15 protein-coding genes are annotated in these 18,489 nt (G+C 59.0%); 7 read left to right on the top strand and 8 right to left on the bottom strand.

Features of this window, described 5'->3' with window-relative positions:
- The first annotated feature begins 187 nt into the window (after positions 1-187).
- The 3 genes from codB to codA are packed head-to-tail and all read left to right on the top strand — an operon-like array spanning position 188 to position 3,921.
- The gene (gene codB / locus LRO94_RS10335; RefSeq protein ID WP_032886708.1) at positions 188-1,456 is read left to right on the top strand and encodes a cytosine permease; all 1,269 of its coding nucleotides are present in this window, start codon (positions 188-190) and stop codon (positions 1,454-1,456) included.
- A complete protein-coding gene (locus LRO94_RS10330; protein ID WP_122681508.1) occupies positions 1,453-2,658 on the top strand; it encodes a PucR family transcriptional regulator in 1,206 nt (401 codons plus the stop codon). Before codB ends, LRO94_RS10330 begins: the two co-directional genes overlap by 4 nt.
- Positions 2,659-2,685: 27 nt before the next feature.
- On the top strand, positions 2,686-3,921 hold the full coding sequence (gene codA / locus LRO94_RS10325; protein WP_179179270.1) for a cytosine deaminase: 1,236 nt from the start codon (positions 2,686-2,688) through the stop codon (positions 3,919-3,921).
- A 9-nt stretch (positions 3,922-3,930) separates the two neighbouring features.
- Here the strand turns inward: codA and LRO94_RS10320 are convergent, their stop codons facing one another.
- From LRO94_RS10320 to LRO94_RS10300, 5 genes are all read right to left on the bottom strand, one after another.
- Positions 3,931-6,081, bottom strand: coding sequence for a lipase family protein (locus tag LRO94_RS10320; RefSeq protein WP_179179271.1), 2,151 nt, complete (start codon positions 6,079-6,081; stop codon positions 3,931-3,933).
- A gap of 14 nt (positions 6,082-6,095) precedes the next feature.
- Complete coding sequence (locus LRO94_RS10315; protein ID WP_179179272.1) at positions 6,096-6,869, bottom strand: hypothetical protein; 774 nt, start codon at positions 6,867-6,869, stop codon at positions 6,096-6,098.
- Positions 6,862-7,698, bottom strand: coding sequence for a DUF4123 domain-containing protein (locus LRO94_RS10310; protein WP_179179273.1), 837 nt, complete (start codon positions 7,696-7,698; stop codon positions 6,862-6,864). The genes LRO94_RS10315 and LRO94_RS10310 overlap by 8 nt, the downstream gene beginning before the upstream one ends.
- Positions 7,698-9,716, bottom strand: a complete 2,019-nt coding sequence (locus LRO94_RS10305; protein WP_179179274.1) for a type VI secretion system Vgr family protein — start codon at positions 9,714-9,716, stop codon at positions 7,698-7,700. The genes LRO94_RS10310 and LRO94_RS10305 overlap by 1 nt, the downstream gene beginning before the upstream one ends.
- Before the next feature lie 305 nt (positions 9,717-10,021).
- Positions 10,022-11,008 carry a diaminopimelate epimerase gene (locus LRO94_RS10300; protein ID WP_179179275.1) on the bottom strand — a complete coding sequence of 329 codons (987 nt, stop codon included), beginning with the start codon at positions 11,006-11,008 and terminating at the stop codon, positions 10,022-10,024.
- A 349-nt stretch (positions 11,009-11,357) separates the two neighbouring features.
- Between LRO94_RS10300 and LRO94_RS10295 the strand changes: the two genes are divergently transcribed.
- Positions 11,358-12,509, top strand: coding sequence for an MFS transporter (locus tag LRO94_RS10295; RefSeq protein WP_179179276.1), 1,152 nt, complete (start codon positions 11,358-11,360; stop codon positions 12,507-12,509).
- Positions 12,510-12,513: 4 nt separating this feature from the next.
- On the opposite strand, the gene LRO94_RS10290 is transcribed toward LRO94_RS10295, so the two are convergent.
- Both LRO94_RS10290 and LRO94_RS10285 read right to left on the bottom strand, forming a co-directional pair.
- On the bottom strand, positions 12,514-13,431 hold the full coding sequence (locus LRO94_RS10290; protein WP_178075190.1) for a type III secretion protein: 918 nt from the start codon (positions 13,429-13,431) through the stop codon (positions 12,514-12,516).
- 605 nt (positions 13,432-14,036) lie between these two features.
- Complete coding sequence (locus LRO94_RS10285) at positions 14,037-14,588, bottom strand: hypothetical protein (RefSeq protein ID WP_177326434.1); 552 nt, start codon at positions 14,586-14,588, stop codon at positions 14,037-14,039.
- Between the two features lie 65 nt (positions 14,589-14,653).
- Here LRO94_RS10285 and LRO94_RS10280 point away from each other — a divergent pair, with 65 nt between their 5' ends.
- Complete coding sequence (locus tag LRO94_RS10280; RefSeq protein ID WP_233896995.1) at positions 14,654-14,824, top strand: hypothetical protein; 171 nt, start codon at positions 14,654-14,656, stop codon at positions 14,822-14,824.
- A gap of 503 nt (positions 14,825-15,327) precedes the next feature.
- On the opposite strand, the gene LRO94_RS10275 is transcribed toward LRO94_RS10280, so the two are convergent.
- The gene (locus LRO94_RS10275; protein WP_179179278.1) at positions 15,328-15,522 is read right to left on the bottom strand and encodes a hypothetical protein; all 195 of its coding nucleotides are present in this window, start codon (positions 15,520-15,522) and stop codon (positions 15,328-15,330) included.
- Positions 15,523-15,608: 86 nt separating this feature from the next.
- Here LRO94_RS10275 and LRO94_RS10270 point away from each other — a divergent pair, with 86 nt between their 5' ends.
- Both LRO94_RS10270 and LRO94_RS10265 read left to right on the top strand, forming a co-directional pair.
- Positions 15,609-16,409: a glucose 1-dehydrogenase gene (locus LRO94_RS10270; RefSeq protein ID WP_179179279.1), complete on the top strand. Its 801-nt coding sequence runs from the start codon at positions 15,609-15,611 to the stop codon at positions 16,407-16,409.
- Positions 16,402-18,243 (top strand): glycoside hydrolase family 15 protein, encoded by a 1,842-nt coding sequence (locus tag LRO94_RS10265; RefSeq protein ID WP_032888246.1) that lies wholly within the window; start codon positions 16,402-16,404, stop codon positions 18,241-18,243. Before LRO94_RS10270 ends, LRO94_RS10265 begins: the two co-directional genes overlap by 8 nt.
- Positions 18,244-18,489 lie beyond the last annotated feature (246 nt).

The raw sequence follows: 18,489 nt of genomic DNA, 5'->3' as shown, positions 1-18,489 counted from the left end.
ATTTTGTATCACCCCTGCACTGCTTTCGTGCCCGACTGGGCACAGCGAACATTCTTTTCTGCGCTTCTCCCCTGTTTGGCTATAAATACTGTGCACCGTGCACAGCCGCCGCCGTGCGCCCGTCACTGCTGCGGATTTGGCACGCGCGGTGCAATAGGCCTCGTCACTCATTCAGGGAGCAAGGCACATGACGCAGCAAGAAACGGGCAACGATTACCCTTTAAGCGAAGTCCCCATGCATGCGCGCAAGGGCCTGGCGTCAACCGCCATGGTGCTGTTGGGCTTTACGTTTTTTACCGCGACCATGTTTGCCGGCGGCAAGCTGGGAGTAGCGTTCAGCTTCACCGACATGCTCGGCGTGGTGGCCCTGGGTAACCTGCTGCTGGGTATTTACGCCGCAGGCCTGGGCTACATTGCCTTCAAGAGTGGTTTGAACTCGGTGCTGATGGGGCGATTCTGCTTCGGCGAAGTGGGCAGCAAACTCAGCGACTTGATCCTCGGTTTCACCCAAATCGGCTGGTACGCCTGGGGCACCGCCACTGCTGCCGTGGTGCTGGGTAAATATTTCGAGCTGAGCCAGGGCAGTGTGCTGGCCTTGATGGTGCTGTTCGGTCTGGTGTTCTGCGCCACGGCCTACGTGGGCTATCGCGGGCTGGAGATTCTGTCCTACATAGCAGTGCCGGCCATGGGCCTGTTGCTGTTTTTGTCGATGTGGGTCGCCACGGTGAAAATCGGCGGGCTGGACGGGTTGCTGGCGGTGGTGCCGACCGCTGAACTGGACTTGTCGACGGCAATCACCCTGGTGTTCGGCACCTTTGTCAGCGGCGCGACCCAGGCCACCAACTGGACGCGGTTTTCACGCTCAGCCAGGGTGGCGGTGCTGGCCAGCCTGATCGGTTTCTTTATCGGCAATGGCCTGATGGTGTTGATCGGGGCCTATGGCGCCATCGTCTATCAGCAACCGGACGTGGTGGAAGTATTGCTGCTGCAAGGCTTTGCCATGGCGGCGATGGCCATGTTGCTGCTCAACATTTGGAGCACCCAAGACAACACCATTTATAACTTCGCCGTGGCCGGCTGCAATCTGCTGCGCACCAAACGCCGCAAAACCGTGACCCTGGCTGGTGCGGTGATCGGCACGTTGCTGGCGCTGCTCGGCATGTACGACATGCTGGTGCCCTACCTGATCCTGCTGGGCACGGTGATCCCACCCATTGGTGGCGTCATCATGGCGGACTTCTTCTACCGCTATCGCGGCCAATACCCGCGCCTGGCTGAAGCGCGTCTGCCTGCGTTCAACTGGCCGGGGCTGGTGGCGTATGCGGTGGGCACCGTGCTGGCATTCAACTCACCCTGGGTCGCGCCGTTGGTGGGGATCGCTGCCGCGTCGCTGACCTACATCGCGCTGACCGCCGTACTACGCGTGCGTGTACCGCTGGCTGACGCCCAGGCATGAGCCTGACCCTCGCCGACGTACTGGCCCTGCCCGGGCTGGAATCCATGCGCCTGCGGGCCGGTGAAGCCAGCCTGGATAACCGCGTTCGCTGGCCGTACGTGGCGGAAAACAGCGGGATCGCCGAGTGGGTACTGGGCGGCGAACTGGTGTTCGTCACCGGCATCAACCACCCACGGGATGAAGCCAACCTGCTGCAACTGCTGGACGAAGCGTGTCAGCGCCAGGTCGCCGGATTGGTGATTCTTACCGGGCCGGCATATATCCAGGCGATCCCCCAGCGTTTACTCGACGCCGCCGAAGCCGCCGGCATGCCACTGATCGAACAGCCTTATTCGTTGAAAATGGTACTGGTGACCCAGGCTATCGGCTCCGCACTGATTCAGTCCGAACAGCTGGGGCGCTCACGCCATGATGTGCTGGAGCGCTTGCTGACCGGTGACTATCAATCCCTGGATCTGCTGCTGCACCGCGCCGTGCAATTGGGCATGTCCCTGGCGGGGCATTGGCAAATTGTGCAATTGCAACTGGAAGGCAGTGAATTGCTGTTCGCCCAAGACGACGCGACGCGGGTGGAGGCGCAACTGGCCCGACAGCACGATGCAATCAGTCGCCGCTTGCGTCAGTTGTCGACCGCGCTGCCGATACTCGGGCGGGCCGGACAATGGACCCTGTTGCTACCGGCGCCGGATGCTGTCGCGGCCTCGGCCAACCGTCAGCAATTGGCCCAGTGGCTGAAGCCACTGAACTTGCGCCTGGCACCCCTCAAGCTATTTATCGGCTTGAGCGCGGCGCGCCATCCGGCCGAGCGCCTGGCTCAGGCACAGGATGAAGCGCGCCAGGCCCTGGCCGCCGCGCGACGGTTCAGCGAGCGGGCCGGATTGTGCGTGTATGACGAATTGGGCGTGCTCAAGTTGCTCAGCGGCGTGCGTGATCGCGCCCTGCTCGACCAATTTCTCAATGAGCGCCTCGGCCCGTTGCTGCGCCACGACCTGCACCATGGCCCCAGCCTGATGCCGACCCTGGAAGCCTGGTTTCACGAGAATGGTAACCTGATGGCCGCCGCCCAGCGCCTGGCCGTACACCGCAATACCCTGACCCACCGCATCCAGCGCATCGAAGCCCTGTGCGGGCTGACGCTGGATAATTCATATGACCGCCTGGACATCGGCATTGCCCTGATGATCTGGCGGCTGTCTGCCTGATTGTTTTTAGCCAAGAGGAACTTGCCCATGCACATCATCAACGCCCGCCTGCGCAACCGTGAAGGCCTGCATGATCTGCACCTGGAAAACGGCCGGATCGCCAGCATCACCCCACAAGCGACGCCACCCGTCATGAAGGCTGGCGACCTGGATGCCGCTGGCAATCTGGTAATCCCGCCCTTCGTCGAACCCCATATCCACCTTGACGCCACTCTTACCGCTGGCGAACCACGTTGGAACATGAGCGGCACCCTGTTCGAAGGCATCGAGTGCTGGGGAGAACGCAAAGCCACCATCACCGAGGAAGACACCAGGACCCGTGCCAAGAAAACTATCCAGTCCCTTGCCGCCCACGGCATCCAGCACGTACGCACCCATGTCGACGTGACCGACCCCGACCTCACGGCGCTCAAGGCCATGCTGCAAGTGCGCGAAGAAAGCACGCACCTGATCGACCTGCAAATCGTCGCCTTCCCTCAAGAAGGCATCGAGTCGTACCGCAACGGCCGCGAGCTCATGGAAGAAGCCATCCGCCTGGGCGCCGACGTGATCGGCGGCATCCCCCACTTTGAATACACTCGCGACCAAGGCGTGAGTTCTGTGAAATTCCTGATGGACCTGGCAGAGCGCACCGGTTGCCTGGTGGACGTGCATTGCGACGAAACCGACGACCCCCATTCGCGCTTCCTCGAAGTGCTGGCCGAAGAAGCCCGCAGCCGCGACATGGGTGCCCGTGTCACGGCCAGCCACACAACGGCCATGGGTTCCTACGACAATGCCTACTGCGCCAAGTTGTTCCGCCTGCTGGGCCACTCCGGTATCAGCTTCGTCTCGTGCCCGACCGAAAGCATCCACTTGCAAGGCCGCTTCGACAGTTTCCCGAAACGCCGAGGTGTCACGCGGGTCAACGAACTGCTCGAAGCAGGCATGAACGTGTGCTTCGGACAGGACTCCATCGTCGATCCCTGGTACCCGCTCGGCAACGGCAACATCCTGCGGGTGCTCGAAGCCGGTTTGCACATCTGCCACATGCTCGGCTACCGCAACCTGCAAAGCGCACTCGACCTGGTGACCGACAACAGCGCCAAGGCCATGGCCCTGGGTGATCGCTACGGCCTTGAGCCTGGACGCCCAGCCAATTTGTTGATCCTCTCGGCGGACAGCGACTACGAAGTGATTCGCAGCCAAGGACTACCGCTGTACTCGATTCGCAACGGCAAGGTATTGATGAAGCGCCAGCCCGCGCAGGTGGAGTTTATGTAAGCACGGGGATCATACGACTGAGTCGATATCCAGCGATTGCGCCCTCCCCAGCTCGCTTGGCGTGGCGGGAGGGATACTGGCGACCTGAGGCAGTGCCTGGTTTTCACGATGACGGAACCAGCGCTTCAGGCTCGGCGGCAGCGCTGCAGAGTGGGCGTGGCTCCCGTAGATATCACGGGCATCGAGGCGACGCCAACGCAGGGTTTGCAGGCGTTCGCGACTGGTGTGCAGGCGGTCGATCTCGGCATTCAAGGGCTCGTGATATTCATAGGACCGTGCGTTGGTCGGGCGATGTCGGGTGAGTTCACGCCGCTTGTCTTGCAGTTGTTTGCGCATGGTCGCCAGGGCATGGTCGAGCAGTTCAAACTCGCGCTGGGTCACCAGAGGGCCGTTGCTATCCAAAGCTTGTTGCCAGCGCCGCAACGTAGCCCAGGCAGCAGGGATGTAGCTGGCGGTCATGAAGTGCTGTTTGTATTGCACCAGTTGCCTGATCAAACCTTCGCGGTCGGGCATGTCACCTCGCACTTGCAACGCTCGACTGTGACCAGCCTCTTCGATGGACTCACAACCAGGCTTCCACAATACCGACGAGTGCGTGCCATCCGGGAGCATGATCGGCATAAAGTGCTGCTGCTCGCCATGATGTTGGTAAGGGTTGCCGCCAATACGTATCAAGCCGGCTGCGAACAGCAGACCACCTGCGGTGGGCGCGCTGAATAGCGTGACGGCGCCAGGGATCCAGAGCTTGGCGGTAGTATTCATCCAGGGCGCCGGGACGCTGGGAACGGGGTCGTTGTGGTTGACGATGCGATGGTGAACCAACGTGGATGCGCCGCGAGTGAACTCGGAGTCGGCGGCGCGGGGAGCGCCGTAGGTGTAAAGAAGGACGTTGTAATTAGCATCGGGAATTCGACGTAACCCTTCAGCCAGGAGCAACGCAATCGCGCCGCCCAGGCTGTGGCCACAAATCACAATGCGCTGGCCGGTGTGAAACTGATCAAGGTAGCGTAGTACGAAATCACGCACCGCTTGGTATGCCAGATAAAACCCTTCATGCGCCTTGCCAACACCCTCCGCGAAAAGCACCTGGTGGGCGTTGGCATCTCGCAACCCATCAGCTGAACTGGCAGTGCCTCGCACCGCTATCAGAATTACCTCATCGTGGTGAGTGATGAACGCCTGGGTATCAGTGCCGCCTTTTTCGTCATCGAAGAAATGCAAGCGCGCGGGGTGTTCCTGTTCATCCCCCAGTTCCGGGCGATTCTGTGGGTATAACGCAGGATCAAAGGGCAGGATTTCGAAGCGCCTGGAGTACGGGACTTCCTCATAGAGTGGATAGAAACGCTGCGTTTGCTCCGGATCAACTCTCCACGCTTCCTGATGCCCTGAAAGCTGCTCGGCAAATAGATTTCCGACACTTGGGTCTAGCGGAAAACGCACTTCATCCTGGGGTTTCTCCGGCGGCACCTGACCGAAGTTGCAATAACTCAGTGATGCAAACAATGCCAACTGGTACAGGTTCAAGGCACAGAAATCGTCTTGAGTGGAAAGCATTGGGCGCAGGGCTCGAAGCGGGCGTACTTCGAGAACGGTGTGGTTGTTGGGGAAGAGCACGACCCCGAACAAGGCTGGCTGAGGTGGACCGAAGCCGAGGTCTGCCATCATTTTTAGGGCGTGGCGTTGGGGGCGATGAGTACGAGGAGCTATCGGAGGTAAGTGGGCGACATGGCGAACGAGATCGCGCACCTCGACTTGATAAAACCTATTGGCATGCTGTTTCGCGGGATTGTTTTCGATACGGCGACCGTCAGCCGCAGCAAATCGGGTTTGTTCTGCACGAAATTGGAGCTCGGTGATGGGAAGCTTATAGGTAGGACGTATCATTAGCCGCTGATACGGTAGATCTACTCCAGAATACAAATCGTCAAAAACAAGAACCACAGGGCCGCAATACACATCTCCTAGTTTGGCGAAACCTTCCCCATTCAGCCGGCCTTTGTATTGCTGTCCAGTACTGTCATGGACAGTGTAGGACAGACCGCCATACGTCACTCCAACCCCAAGTTCATCTACTAGACAGAAACTTACCCAATGCCCTCGCAATGAGCAGGCGGGCTTATTGTCACTAAAAAAAGGTTGCTTCCTTGCGTCCAAACTCATGAGCTTTCTCCTTGCTACTTGCACGATGGATAAACATCACAGATGCGGCCATCCGGCATTTTAATCGGCTTAAAGTTGGTCGTATCACCATTGCAAAAGGCGTCCAGATCTTCGAAGCTTTTCCCCCTACACCGCTTCCAGCCACCAGGAACGGCAACCCAGCTATCGTCAAAAGCCGGCTGTTCCTCCTCCGTTAAAGTCATCACCACCCTAAGCGTTTTACCCGGTAGCTCATCGCGCAGTGCAACACCCCCTGCGGGCGTTTTTTGCAGTTGACCTGCCGCGTCCAGTGAACGGCATTGCAGAATCTTCCTGATCCCATGAAGAGGGCCTACCGTTCGAAACCACCACTGACATTGACCCGGCAGCTCCTGAACACCGGACTCAGGCATCCGGGGCGAATCTAGGCGATCGATAATGGAAATACCCGCAATATCCCCCCCAACATCCCCATCCCGTTTCCCCCATTTCGCATAAAAATCAAATTCCACGCCACGCAACACCAACGGGCATCCCTCCACCGTTTCAGTTAGCGGCAATTGATAACTCACCCGACTGGCCTCAGGTTTGTATTCGGTAAAAAAGACCTTCCGCTCTGGCCGCTTGCCTCGACGCCTTGGCAAGGTGCAGGTCTCACCCGTGGCGGGCCTGTAGTTGGCGGCTGTTTTAAGTTTAAATTCCGGTGGTAGATCCACCTGCAGCGTAAAGCTTTCGACCGGCTTTACCGCACACCCCGAAAGCCCCGCCATCCCCAGCGCCAGCAGCACCCCCAAGATCCGCCTACTCATCGGTTTTCTCCATCGAGCGCCACAGCTGCAACGTCCGCTGGAAATGATCTTCAGGGGTTTCTCCGACGGTTGGCTGCCATCGAATCACACTGGCGCGACTGGCCTCTTCCAACCGTCGCACTACCAGAAACTCCAACTGCTCCGGCCGGTTCCATTGCCAGGCACGAGCCTGTTCGAGTACCTGGGTCAGCCATACCCTGGGGTCTTGGAATTCGACCAGCGCTGCCAGACTTTCACTGTGCTCCGCCAGCAGGTAACGCAGGATATTGGCGTGCAAAATGGCGTAGGCATTTGGGTTAGGTATGTTCAGCCAAGGGGCTGGATCGGGCACCGGATAATCACCGGGAGCAGGGTTACTGCCATAGTGCCAACGGTCTTCGTGCCAGTAACACACACTGATCAGCGGACCTAGGAATGCTGGCCATTGCTCAACCTTCAGGCAGTTGAGTGCACGCGCCAGCGTACGATTGTCGTGAAATCGGTACAGCGCCTGGTGCCCCTCGGGCCCGACCAGCAGCCGGTCGCGCCAATGCCGCGTCACGTCCGTGAGGTCCACGTTTGGCAAACTGCCCAACCACCCCCAATTCATCTCCGGCTTTTGTAGAAGATCGAGTAGCGCGGGCTCGCCAACCTGATCCAGCAACAGGATCAAGGGGCCAGCCGTGGCGATTTCCGCCAGCGGGGTTTGTGCGTAGAGGCTGCAATAGTCTGGAAAACCTCGCGCTGCCAACATCGGCTGGCGGGCTGCGTTACTGCCTTCAAGTATCAAGCACAGCCTGCGCCCTGCCTGCAGCTGCTGGCTCATCCATTGGTTTGGAAGGTTGTCCATCAGGCAGCCCTCTCACTGATATCGCACAGGCCTTCGCGGCAGCGTTCGCACACTGGACAGAAGTCCGCGCCCAGTTGCTTGGCCAAGTGCATGATGACGCCCTGGACAACGGAGACTTCAGGGGCTGTAGCAACCGACACAGAACTCGCCGACCCGGTCGCGGACGGTGTGCCACCGAGGGTAATGGGCCGACTACTGAAAATACCTCCCGCCTGGATCACCAGGTGCTCTCCGCCCGCCTTAAAGCTCAGGTGTGCGCCGGCGTCGATCACCAAGCTGGCACCGGCCTTGAGATGCACCTCTTGGCCAGCTTCGATCACGAGGGTCTGCCGGACATACGTCTGGCTATCGCCCTGCACGTCCAGGTGGTCGCTGGCTTTAAGAACAACCTTACGATCACCCGTGACATGACGATGCTCCTCACTTTCCAGGTGAACCGTGCTTAACCCCCGGATGAGTTCCCGTCGCTCCCCATCCACTTCCAAGCGAGCGTCATGGCCCACCTGTTGCTCAAAATCCCGTTGAGCCCGAACGTAGATGAGCTCCTCGCCACGACGATCTTCGAGGTGCAACTCGTTGGAACCTTCACCGCCCAGGGTGCTGCGAGTGCGCAAGACACTGCGGGTCTTGTGTTGCGGCAAAGGATAGGTAGGCATGTGCAACGCATTCGGCAGGCAACCGTGGATCAACGGCTGGTCCGGGTCTCCTTCAAGGAAGGTCACCAGCACTTCCATGCCCACCCGTGGGAGCATCGTTGCGCCAAACCCATCACCGGCCCATCCTGACGCCACTCGCACCCAACAACTGCTTTTGTCATCAGTCTTGTCCAACCGGTCCCAATGAAATCGCACTTTCACCCGGCCGTATGCATCGCAATGCACTTCCTCACCGGAAGGCCCGGTGACCGTTGCGGTCTGGGTCCCGTTGATGGTCGGCTTGGGGTGTTTGAGGGGCGGTCGATGTGTCGCACTCCAGGGTGTCGCCGTGAAGCGATTGCGATACCCCTGAAATGTACCCACTTCCTCTGCCGCTTCCTCCAGCACCTGGGGTTGATAACCCTCGTGACGGACCGAAGTGATTAACCAAAGGTCGTTGCAGAGCGGGTCTGGATAGTCTTGCAATTCAAGGAAATGTCCACTGCGCAATACCGGCTGGTCGCTCTTGCCCAGCGCGCGAAAACGGTCGCGTTGATGACGCTCCAAGCCTCTGCGTGCCAGGCGCGAACCCCGTGCATGACCGCTAAAACCTGCTGGATAACAGTAGTCTTCAAGGGTTTGCGCTGCGGTCGAGCCTGCGGTGGTCTGTAAGCGCAAGGAGGGATGTTCAAAGTCATGATCGCGGCGCACCGTTTGCCCACTGCGGGTGCCCAGGCGCACATCGAAACGCTGGATAACCCGCGTATCAGCCTGCGGCCCGCCGGCAGGTGAATAACGTTGCACGGGCAAGCGGCGGAATACGGTCTGGTCATCGCCAAATACCAACACATGCGCGCCCTCGCTGTGACGGAAGTGGTAATGAATGCCCTCCTCTTCACACAGCCGCTGGATGAAATGCAGGTCGGTTTCCGCGTATTGCACACAGAACGTACGAGGCGGATACACCACCGGCCCCAGCTCAAAGGCATAGCTGTCGGCCAGAATGCCGTGGTGCTCAAGGACTGTCGCGATGATCTGGGGAACGCTGCGCTGCTGGAAAATCCGCTGGTCGCGCCGATGACCAAGGTAGGCGAGGCGCGGCGCCAACGTCAGGTGATAGCGGGTGAGCCGCCGGCCAGGATCATCGCGGCCAATTGCGTAAATCTGCCCATGCAATCCTGTATCTGTGTCGCCGAACGCCAGGTATGCGGGCTGGTGGAGCAAAGCCTCCAGATCCAGTGAAGGATTTTCGCTGACCACCTGCACCTGAATAAAAAATGGTTGATCAACGACCTCCTGGCCTTTGAACGCCAACACTTGAAAGTCACTTTTAATACCTGGAAGGATCAAATTGAAACGTGACGAAAAAAACGCACTAACCATCCGTTGTTACCCGCCAAATCTATTTATTACCGTACTGAAATACTTCCCCCGTCAAACGTAGAAAAGTTACCGAGAGAAAGCGCCTGAACGCCATGAAGCTTAGCGATTTCAGGAAAAAATCGACCTCGAAAAAATAAAAGAGAAGTTTCGTACAACGAAGTTTGAAGGGTCTTTTACAAGATATTAATTCTATTCAACCAAACACTTCTTAAAGACAAGAAATGCCCTACACCAACTTTCGCCTAATCAATTAATTGATCGTGAAACAGCTGGCACCCCCTTGGGCATCAGCGATTCAAAAAGCTTTACGCCTGAGGCCGCGCGGTCCCGAACAGACTGACGCTCTGCAGTGTGTCGTTCTGCGTATGCAGGCGTACCGGCGCAGTGCCACCAGGCATCACCACGGCGACTTCACCGCCCTCAACCCAACCCGCTCGCCAAGCCGCACAGGCCACGGCACTGGCGCTGGTTCCGGAGGACGCCGTAGGGCCTTCTCCCCGTTCGAACACCCGGGCAATCACTCGGTTGCGGGAGTGCCTGGCGACCCATTGCAAATTGATCCCGGCCAAACAGGGGCGACCGCTGCCAGCCGGAGGGGCGAAGGCTATCGCCTGCAAGGGTTCATACAACGCGGGTTGCTGCATCTGTCGGTTATCCGGCAAAGCTGACGCCTGATCGACCAAGGTCACACAATGAGGGTTACCTACACGCACAAACTGACTGTGTGTCCACCGCGGATCGATCGCCGCCAACGCCCTCACGTAACTCAGTTCAGTGCCGGCCAGAATTGTCTGCTCCACCTCTTGCGCACCAACGGCGGACGGCCCAAATCCAGGCAAACCCAAGGCCAGCCAAAATCCCGAGAGGTGCTCGTAGACGGCAGGCTCGACACGAGTCACCACCGGCGACACTGCATCAGGCTTGTCATGATGCACTCGCAATTCACACGCCTCAGTCATCAAGCCCTGGTCAGTGAGGGCCTGGGCGAAAATCGTCAACCCATTGCCACTGCGCTCAGCCAGGGAGCCGTCGGTGTTCACGATCAATAGGTCAAACGGCGGTTCGGTCTGGAACGGGCCAACCAACAAACCATCACAGCGGTGGGGCTTGGCATTGATGGGACGCGGCGTCGAATTCCAATCGCATTCAGACGTTATGGCTCGGGTTGCCCAACGCTCGCGAGCACGCACGGCTTGCGCGGCGCTGTCGGGCACCTCAATGCCCTGGCTTCGTAAAAAAGCCGGGCTGGTCACGCCATAAATATTGCCTCGCGCGTCATAGAACAGGGTCATGGTGCTAGTCGCCTTCCAATTTTCATCGGTTCGTCCGCTCACTTGCCTACAGGCTGAGCCAGCAGCGTATTACACAACGTAGCGTTTGTGGGAGGCGGCCTGGAAGGTGGTAATCCACCACGAGAAACCCGGGGTTCACCGGTTCCCACAGGGATTACGCACCTTCCAGGCCGCCTCCTCTGAGCTCAACACCTCCTGTTGTGGCTGCCGACATCCATAGGGTTCCTGGTTTTTAAAAATTAACCTGAGTACAGGTCATCTCCGGGGAACCCGGCTCGCCCCCCAAGGCCCGATGTGCAAGGATGTCGCGTCGGACACCGTTCGTTGAACGCAAAACCAAGGATTTTTCATGACTGCCATTCCCACCTCCGCGCCCGTGATCCCCGGGCGGTTGGAGCAGATGTCGACACGTATTGCATTTTTTATCGCCGGCTTCGGCATTGCTGCGTGGGCGCCGCTGGTGCCGTACGCCAAGGCTCGTGCAGAACTGAGTGAGGGCACCTTGGGTCTGCTGCTGTTGTGCCTGGGGGTGGGGTCTATCATCGCCATGCCGGCCGCCGGCGCATTGGCATCGCGCTATGGTTGCCGACGCGTGCTGAGCGCCGGCACGATCATGATCTGCCTGGCCCTGCCCATGCTGGCCACGGTCAGCTCGATACCGTTACTGATCGCCGCGTTGTTCCTGTTTGGCGCGGGCTTGGGTACTGTGGACTCCACCGTGAACCTGCAAGCCGTGATTGTTGAGCGGGCCAGTGGCAAAACAATGATGTCGGGCTTCCATGGTTTGTTCAGCCTGGGAGGTATTGTCGGCGCGGCGGGGGTTGCCGGGTTGTTGGGACTGGGGCTGTCGCCTCTCCAAGCGACCCTGGTGGTGATCGTCATCATGGCGGTGGCGCTGCTCAAGGCCGGGCCGCATTTGCTGCCCTACGGCAGTGAAAGTTCGGGCCCGGCATTTGCTGTTCCCCACGGCGTGGTGCTGTTTATCGGCTGTCTGTGCTTTATCGTGTTTTTGGCCGAAGGCGCCGTGCTTGACTGGAGTGCGGTGTTCCTCAGTGCCGAACGCGGACTTGACGAAGCCTACGCTGGCCTGGGTTACGCAGCGTTCGCCCTGACCATGACCGCCGGCCGTTTGACGGGTGATGCCATCGTACGGCGCCTGGGCGCTACGCGGGTGATCGTGATCGGGGGCGCACTGGCCACCGCCGGCATGTTGCTGGCGACGCTGCTTCCTACCTGGGAAACCGCTCTGCTGGGCTACGCATTGGTAGGCGCCGGGTGTTCGAATATCGTACCGGTGCTGTATACCGCCGTCGGTAAACAGACAGTGATGCCAGAGCACATCGCCGTGCCCGCCATCACTACCCTGGGGTATGCCGGGATTCTTGCCGGTCCCGCCGTGATCGGTTTCATCGCGCATGGCAGCAGCCTGAGCAGCGCCTTCGTGCTGATCGCATTGTTGCTTGCGGGTGTGTCCCTCAGCGGCAAAATTCTCAAGGTGTAAACCATCAGCGCGCCTTGCGAGCTTCGTCTTGTTCCAGCCAACGATCGAGACTTTTGTTGCTGAGCCAGCCTTCCTTTTGAGGAGGCCCAAATAGTCGCGTTCCGTTCGCGCGCTCCAGTGAAGGCAGTAACCCTGGCCGCTCTAGAATGTTCTTTGCGGTGTAGACGCAAAGCTCGCTGTACTTGGGCCTGGGCATGCCGGTGGACGGCTCCAGCACTGGGATACCCTGCGGGTCAACGGCATACGGGTCCTGCATGACCGCCTTGAGTGTGGCGATTTCGACGTACTGGTGCTGCTCAAACAGAAACGTCCGGTCCTGGGATTTGTCTCTCAGTTGCTCGAAGTGGCCCTGCAGGGCCTGCACCACCTGGGTGTTACTCTGGGCATGGAACGGATCCTGGCTGAACACGCTCGGAGAACTATTGCCCTGCAATGTTTGGGCGGCGGCCCTGAGACTGTCACGAGTAATATCACCGTCGCGGCTCAAGATCGCATCATTCAATCGCGGTCGCTTCAGAATTTCACTGACCACCTGAATCGTTCGGTCCAACTCCTCGTGTTGACCCGTACGTTCAGCGGCAACGCGCCGCAATGACGACCAGGTCAAACGTCCTTCGTTCAGGAATGGGTGCAGCCTGCCAAAATCTTTTTCCAGGGCCGTCGCTAATTGGCTGTCCGTGGACGCCACCCCGGGAGGCGAAAGATTGGCGCGCGTCACTGACAGGTTCTGCAGCGCTCGGTGATGCAGCACCGACAATGTACCGCGCAACGGCAATCGCCCGCGCGACGCGTTTTCCGGGTGCGCTGGGCGAGCGTCATTCCAGGTTTCAGCGTGGGTTTGCGACGCTGGCGCTGTGGGTCTCGAAACCATCCCGTCCAGTGCCAGAGGCCCACCATGAGGTAGTACACCCTCGATTTTCATGGGTTTTCTCCAACTTTTTCCCGATCCCTGCCTGTACGGTGATCGCCCCCTTGGCGGCCGAAATCATCGAATGGATTCCACTCAGGCAAGCACCTCATGTGTGGCTGGACGAATACGACAGTTCCTTACAACCAATGAATTCCAATGACAGCATGTAAAAACCCACGAACGCGCCTTTACCGACTCCACCAGGCCGTCAGGTAACTCATCAGCCTGGAGTGTTTAAGTGGCTTGGTGTTATCACTAGAGGCGTGGTTGGACTTGAGCAGTCCCCTGCAAAAATCTTCCTCTACGGGCGCCTGGAATTTGTGCTGACCTGCGAATGTCCTCATGCGCCTGGCTTCGACAGCATGCGCAGTCTGCAGGGCCAGGGACTCTTGCGTCGCTATGTCGCCTTTGGACAGAGTTGAGTCGCCATCATGGGGATCACGAAACAACTCATGACAGCTGGGTTGAGATGAGTGAAACGAGGTTGACGTCATTTGCTAGCCCTCCACTTGGAATTTGAAAGACGGTGCATATGACCTATGTGGTAAATCGGCGTAAACAGTTCCTGACACAATTGAAGCAGACGCCGTCATTCAATAACGGCGCCTGAGTTTCGGTTAACGGGAAAGCTGGTAGAGCGCTTGCCAGCTGATGCGACCGTCGTTATCACGGCCCGCGAGATTGTCCATTTTCTTCAACACGTCACTGCGTCTGAGAATTTCCTGGGCAAGCTGGACAAGGTGATCCTTGGAAGAATCGCCCGTCTGAGACTGTGACGCCAACCGCCTAAGGTCATGGAAGCTCAGTTCCCCGGCCCTGGGATTACTTTTCAACTCGTTGAAGTGCTTAAGCATTTCCCCGGCCAACTCCTTATCGCTCTTGTATTTGAAGTAATTTTCTCCCTTGATTACAGCATTCACATTTTGCCGATTGATCAGGCCATCCAACGCACCGGTGGAGGTATTCCGGTCAAGGGCGCTCATCAGTTCTGGACGACGTAGCAACTCATTGGCCAGGCGAATGTTCGCGTTCATGACGGGATCGGGAGACCAGCCTTTTTTTGCCATCGCATGGATACTATCAACGCTTATATACCCAGGGTTATTGCGGTCCCTGAAGGCGTTGAAGTTGTCGCTCAACTGCTGCGCCAACTGTTCGTTGTTTTTCAACGAGTACTGCGGATCAGGCCTGCATGGAGGCATCGGATAGGGTCTGCAGGGGGTGGGGTTGGGTCGTGGGGGTGGATTACTACAGCCTGGATTTGGCCTCGGCGGCGGATTACTACAGCCAGGATTTGGCCTCGGTGGCGGATTGCTGCAGCCTGGGTTTGGCCTCGGTGGTGGATTGCTGCAACCGGGAAAGGGTGGTCGATAGCCGGAAAAACAATGGCCTACCCAGTGTTTGAAAGAGGTCACGAAATTCGACGTGGCCGGCGCGCTGTAAGAAGGCTCCATACGTTCAAAAGGGTTCTGACGGGCCGGCAACGACTGGCGATCGCCGAATACCGGCCCGCCCTGGCTCTCCGGCGACAGGAACCTGACGTTCGCAGCCGCGTTGCCGTTCGGGGCGGGCACCTGCCGTTCGGCGTTGCCTTGAGGCGCAAGATTGTCCTGCGAACGAGCAGAGGTTGATGAAGCAGCAGCGTGTGTATCGGACATCGATACCGACATAAGTTTTCTCCATTGCGGTGGGCGCGATCTTCAGCTTGTCGCTCCAACGTAACGTCGAAGCCCATCAGCTTTCCCATGCGTGGTGCTTTCGTCGGTACCGGTTCCTGTGTCCGCCGCAATATGCGCTGCATGGATGTAAGAAATAGCCAAAAAAATCAAAGCCCCTCGCTGAGCTGCGACTTTTCCCAAACGATACGGGTTAGAACCCGACGCTGGCCTGTAAAAAGAACGTACACGGCTAGCCTAGGTACAACCCCGCAGTGTTGTCGCTGGAGCGGGTGTAGTGCTGCTGGTCGAACTCATAGTGGTGTTCTGAGTTCTCAGTGCGCCACGCGTCGAAACGCTGGCGCTCGATGGCGTCCACATTGCGCGCGGTTTGATACGGATACGTGGATATAAGCACCCGCACAACAACCAGTGTGAGTCGGCTCAATTTCTCCCAGCTACCACACGGATGAACTTCCGTTGCGCGCCATCAGTCAGCTAATTGAACTCATGAATTAATAGGCTGGGTGGGCAATGCACATCTCGTTAGAGCAACAAGTAGCACTGGTGACGGGCGCCAGTTCCGGAATCGGTGCTGGTGCGGCCAAGGCTCTGGCTCAGGCCGGGGCTGCCGTGGTGCTGAACTACAACCGCCAAGCCGCCCCCGCCGAAACGCTGGCGGCGCAGATCAACGCCGACGGCGGGCGGGCGATTGCCATTGGCGCCGACGTGTCCAAAGAGGCCGATGTAGAACGGCTGTTTGCCCAGACCCTCGATGCGTTTGGCCACCTGGATATCCTGGTGGCCAACTCCGGCATGCAGAAGGACGCTGCCGTGGTCGACATGACCCTCGACGATTGGAACAGCGTGATCGGCGTCAACCTCACCGGCCAGTTCCTCTGTGCCCGCGCTGCCCTGCGTATCTTCAACCGCCAGGGCATCCGTGAAGGCGTGTCCCGGGCGGCGGGCAAAATCATCCAAATGAGCTCGGTGCACCAACTGATCCCTTGGGCCGGGCATGTGAATTACGCCGCGTCCAAGGGCGGCGTGGAAATGCTGATGCGCAGCCTTGCCCAAGAGGTCAGCGAGCAGCGCATCCGCATCAATGGGATTGCGCCAGGGGCGATTCGGACGGCGATCAACCGCGCAGCCACCGAAGGCGCGGCGGAAAAAGAACTGCTCAAGTTGATCCCGTATGGCCGGGTCGGCGATGTGGAAGACGTCGCCAACGCCGTGGTCTGGCTGGCCAGCGATGCCTCCGACTATGTGGTCGGCAGTACCTTGTTCATTGACGGCGGCATGAGCCTATATCCGGAGTTTCGTGACAATGGTTGATTTGAAAAAGGTTGATTTGAGAAACGAACCACAGAGCGCCATTGACGCCCACGGCATCATCGGCGACATGCGCAGCGCGGCGCTGGTTAACGATAAAGGCAGCATCGATTTTTTCTGCTGGCCGGAATTCGACAGCCCCTCGATCTTTTGCTCGCTGCTCGACACCCCCGATGCCGGTATCTTCCAACTCGCCCCGGATTTGCCCAACGCCCGCCGCGAGCAGATCTACCTGCCCGACACCAACGTGCTGCAAACCCGCTGGCTCAGCGATGAAGCCGTGGTGGAAATCACGGACCTGCTGACCATCAGCGAAGAAGCCGATGACCTGCCACTGTTGATCCGCCGGGTACGCGTGGTCAGCGGCCAAGCCAACATTCACCTGCGCTGCGCCGTGCGCCATGACTACGCACGCACGCCAACCGCCGCCTCCCTCGATAACGGCACCGTGTGCTTCAGCGCCGACGGCCAGCCTGGCCTGCGTTTGTCCAGCAGCCATCCACTGCAACTCGAAGACAACACTGCCGTGGCGAGCTTTACCCTGACTCAGGAAGAAGGCGCCGAATTTGTCCTCGGCGGCCAAAACGATGAACGCGTCGACAGCAGCTGTACCGACTTGGCGCTGGCCCACACGTTGAAGTTCTGGCGTGGCTGGATCGCCCAATCGAACTACCGTGGGCGCTGGCGCGAAATGGTCAACCGCTCGGCCCTGGCGCTGAAGCTGTTGACCTCGCGCAAACACGGCGCAATTATCGCCGCCGCCACCTTCGGGCTGCCGGAAGCACCCGGCGGCGAGCGCAACTGGGACTACCGTTACACTTGGATCCGTGACGCCTCGTTTACCGTCTATGCCTTTATGCGCTTGGGCTTCATCGACGAAGCCAATGCTTACATGCGTTGGCTCAAAGGACGCGTCAGCGACTGCTGCGGCAAGCCGACCAAAATCAACATCCTCTACGGCATCGACGGTCGTCAGGAGCTGCCAGAAACCGAGCTGGACCACTTCAGCGGCCACGGTGGCGCCCGGCCGGTGCGCATCGGCAATGAGGCCGTCGACCAGATCCAGCTGGATATTTATGGCGAGTTGATGGACGCGGTGTACTTGGTCAACAAGTACGGCGAAGCCATCTCCCACGAGGGTTGGAAACACACCGTGGAAGTCGCCGATCAGGTCTGCGAAATCTGGAACCAGAAAGATGTGGGCATCTGGGAAATGCGCGGTGAGCAGCACCACTTTCTGCATTCGCGATTGATGTGCTGGGTGGCCCTGGACCGTGCGATCCGCCTGGCCTCCAAACGCTCGCTGCCGGCGCCGTTCGCGCGCTGGGACCAGACGCGCCAGGCGATCTACGCCGACATCTGGAGCAACTTCTGGAACGAAGAACGCGGGCACTTTGTACAGCACATCGGCAGCACGGCGCTGGATGGTTCGATGCTGCTGATGCCGCTGGTGCGCTTCGTCGCCGCCACCGACCCGCGCTGGTTGAGCACCCTGGAAGCGATCCAGAAAAGCCTGGTGCGCGACGGCATGGTCTACCGCTATCGCAACGACGACAGCCAGATCGACGGCCTGCAAGGCACCGAAGGCGCATTCACCGCTTGCTCGTTCTGGTACGTGGAATGCCTGGCCCGCGCCGGCCAGGTGGAAAAGGCCCACCTGGAATTCGAACAACTGCTGCGCTACGCCAACCCACTGGGGTTGTATGCCGAAGAGTTCGACAGCCAGGCGCGGCATCTGGGCAATACGCCCCAAGCGTTGAGCCATTTGGCGCTGATCAGCGCGGCGACATTCCTGGACCGTAAATTGAGTGGGGAGAAAACGGTATGGCAACCCTGAGAGGTGACCGGTAAGGCACTGACTCACTGCGGTCCAAATAGCGGCCTGTGCTCTACAAAAACGCAAAGGCTGACACATACTGCTGTGGCGAACAGGCTTGCCCCGCGCTGGGTGGCGAAACCGGCCCAATCAAAACGCCGCATTCTGCCTGACAGAACGCGGCGCCTGATTTTAGGGCCGCGTCGCAGCCCAGCGCGGGGCAAGGCCGCTCACCACAAGGGCCTTGCTTCCCTTCAAATGTGCTAA

It is taken from the genome of Pseudomonas sivasensis (genome assembly GCF_021391435.1).
Classification (GTDB): domain Bacteria; phylum Pseudomonadota; class Gammaproteobacteria; order Pseudomonadales; family Pseudomonadaceae; genus Aquipseudomonas; species Aquipseudomonas sivasensis.
The sequence above is the reverse complement of the archived record's forward strand: the minus strand, read 5'-3'. Positions and strand labels throughout refer to the sequence as shown.

What these genes read in the sequence shown, in the direction of transcription:
- LRO94_RS10330 (WP_122681508.1), top strand. Translation starts at nt 1,453, where the DNA reads ATGAGCCTGACCCTCGCCGACGTACTGGCCCTGCCCGGGCTGGAATCC.
- codA (WP_179179270.1), top strand. Translation starts at nt 2,686, where the DNA reads ATGCACATCATCAACGCCCGCCTGCGCAACCGTGAAGGCCTGCATGAT.
- LRO94_RS10270 (WP_179179279.1), top strand. Translation starts at nt 15,609, where the DNA reads ATGCACATCTCGTTAGAGCAACAAGTAGCACTGGTGACGGGCGCCAGT.
- LRO94_RS10310 (WP_179179273.1), bottom strand. Translation starts at nt 7,698, where the DNA reads ATGGACAACCTTCCAAACCAATGGATGAGCCAGCAGCTGCAGGCAGGG.
- LRO94_RS10320 (WP_179179271.1), bottom strand. Translation starts at nt 6,081, where the DNA reads ATGAGTTTGGACGCAAGGAAGCAACCTTTTTTTAGTGACAATAAGCCC.
- LRO94_RS10315 (WP_179179272.1), bottom strand. Translation starts at nt 6,869, where the DNA reads ATGAGTAGGCGGATCTTGGGGGTGCTGCTGGCGCTGGGGATGGCGGGG.
- LRO94_RS10265 (WP_032888246.1), top strand. Translation starts at nt 16,402, where the DNA reads ATGGTTGATTTGAAAAAGGTTGATTTGAGAAACGAACCACAGAGCGCC.
- LRO94_RS10305 (WP_179179274.1), bottom strand. Translation starts at nt 9,716, where the DNA reads ATGGTTAGTGCGTTTTTTTCGTCACGTTTCAATTTGATCCTTCCAGGT.
- codB (WP_032886708.1), top strand. Translation starts at nt 188, where the DNA reads ATGACGCAGCAAGAAACGGGCAACGATTACCCTTTAAGCGAAGTCCCC.
- LRO94_RS10300 (WP_179179275.1), bottom strand. Translation starts at nt 11,008, where the DNA reads ATGACCCTGTTCTATGACGCGCGAGGCAATATTTATGGCGTGACCAGC.
- LRO94_RS10295 (WP_179179276.1), top strand. Translation starts at nt 11,358, where the DNA reads ATGACTGCCATTCCCACCTCCGCGCCCGTGATCCCCGGGCGGTTGGAG.
- LRO94_RS10290 (WP_178075190.1), bottom strand. Translation starts at nt 13,431, where the DNA reads ATGAAAATCGAGGGTGTACTACCTCATGGTGGGCCTCTGGCACTGGAC.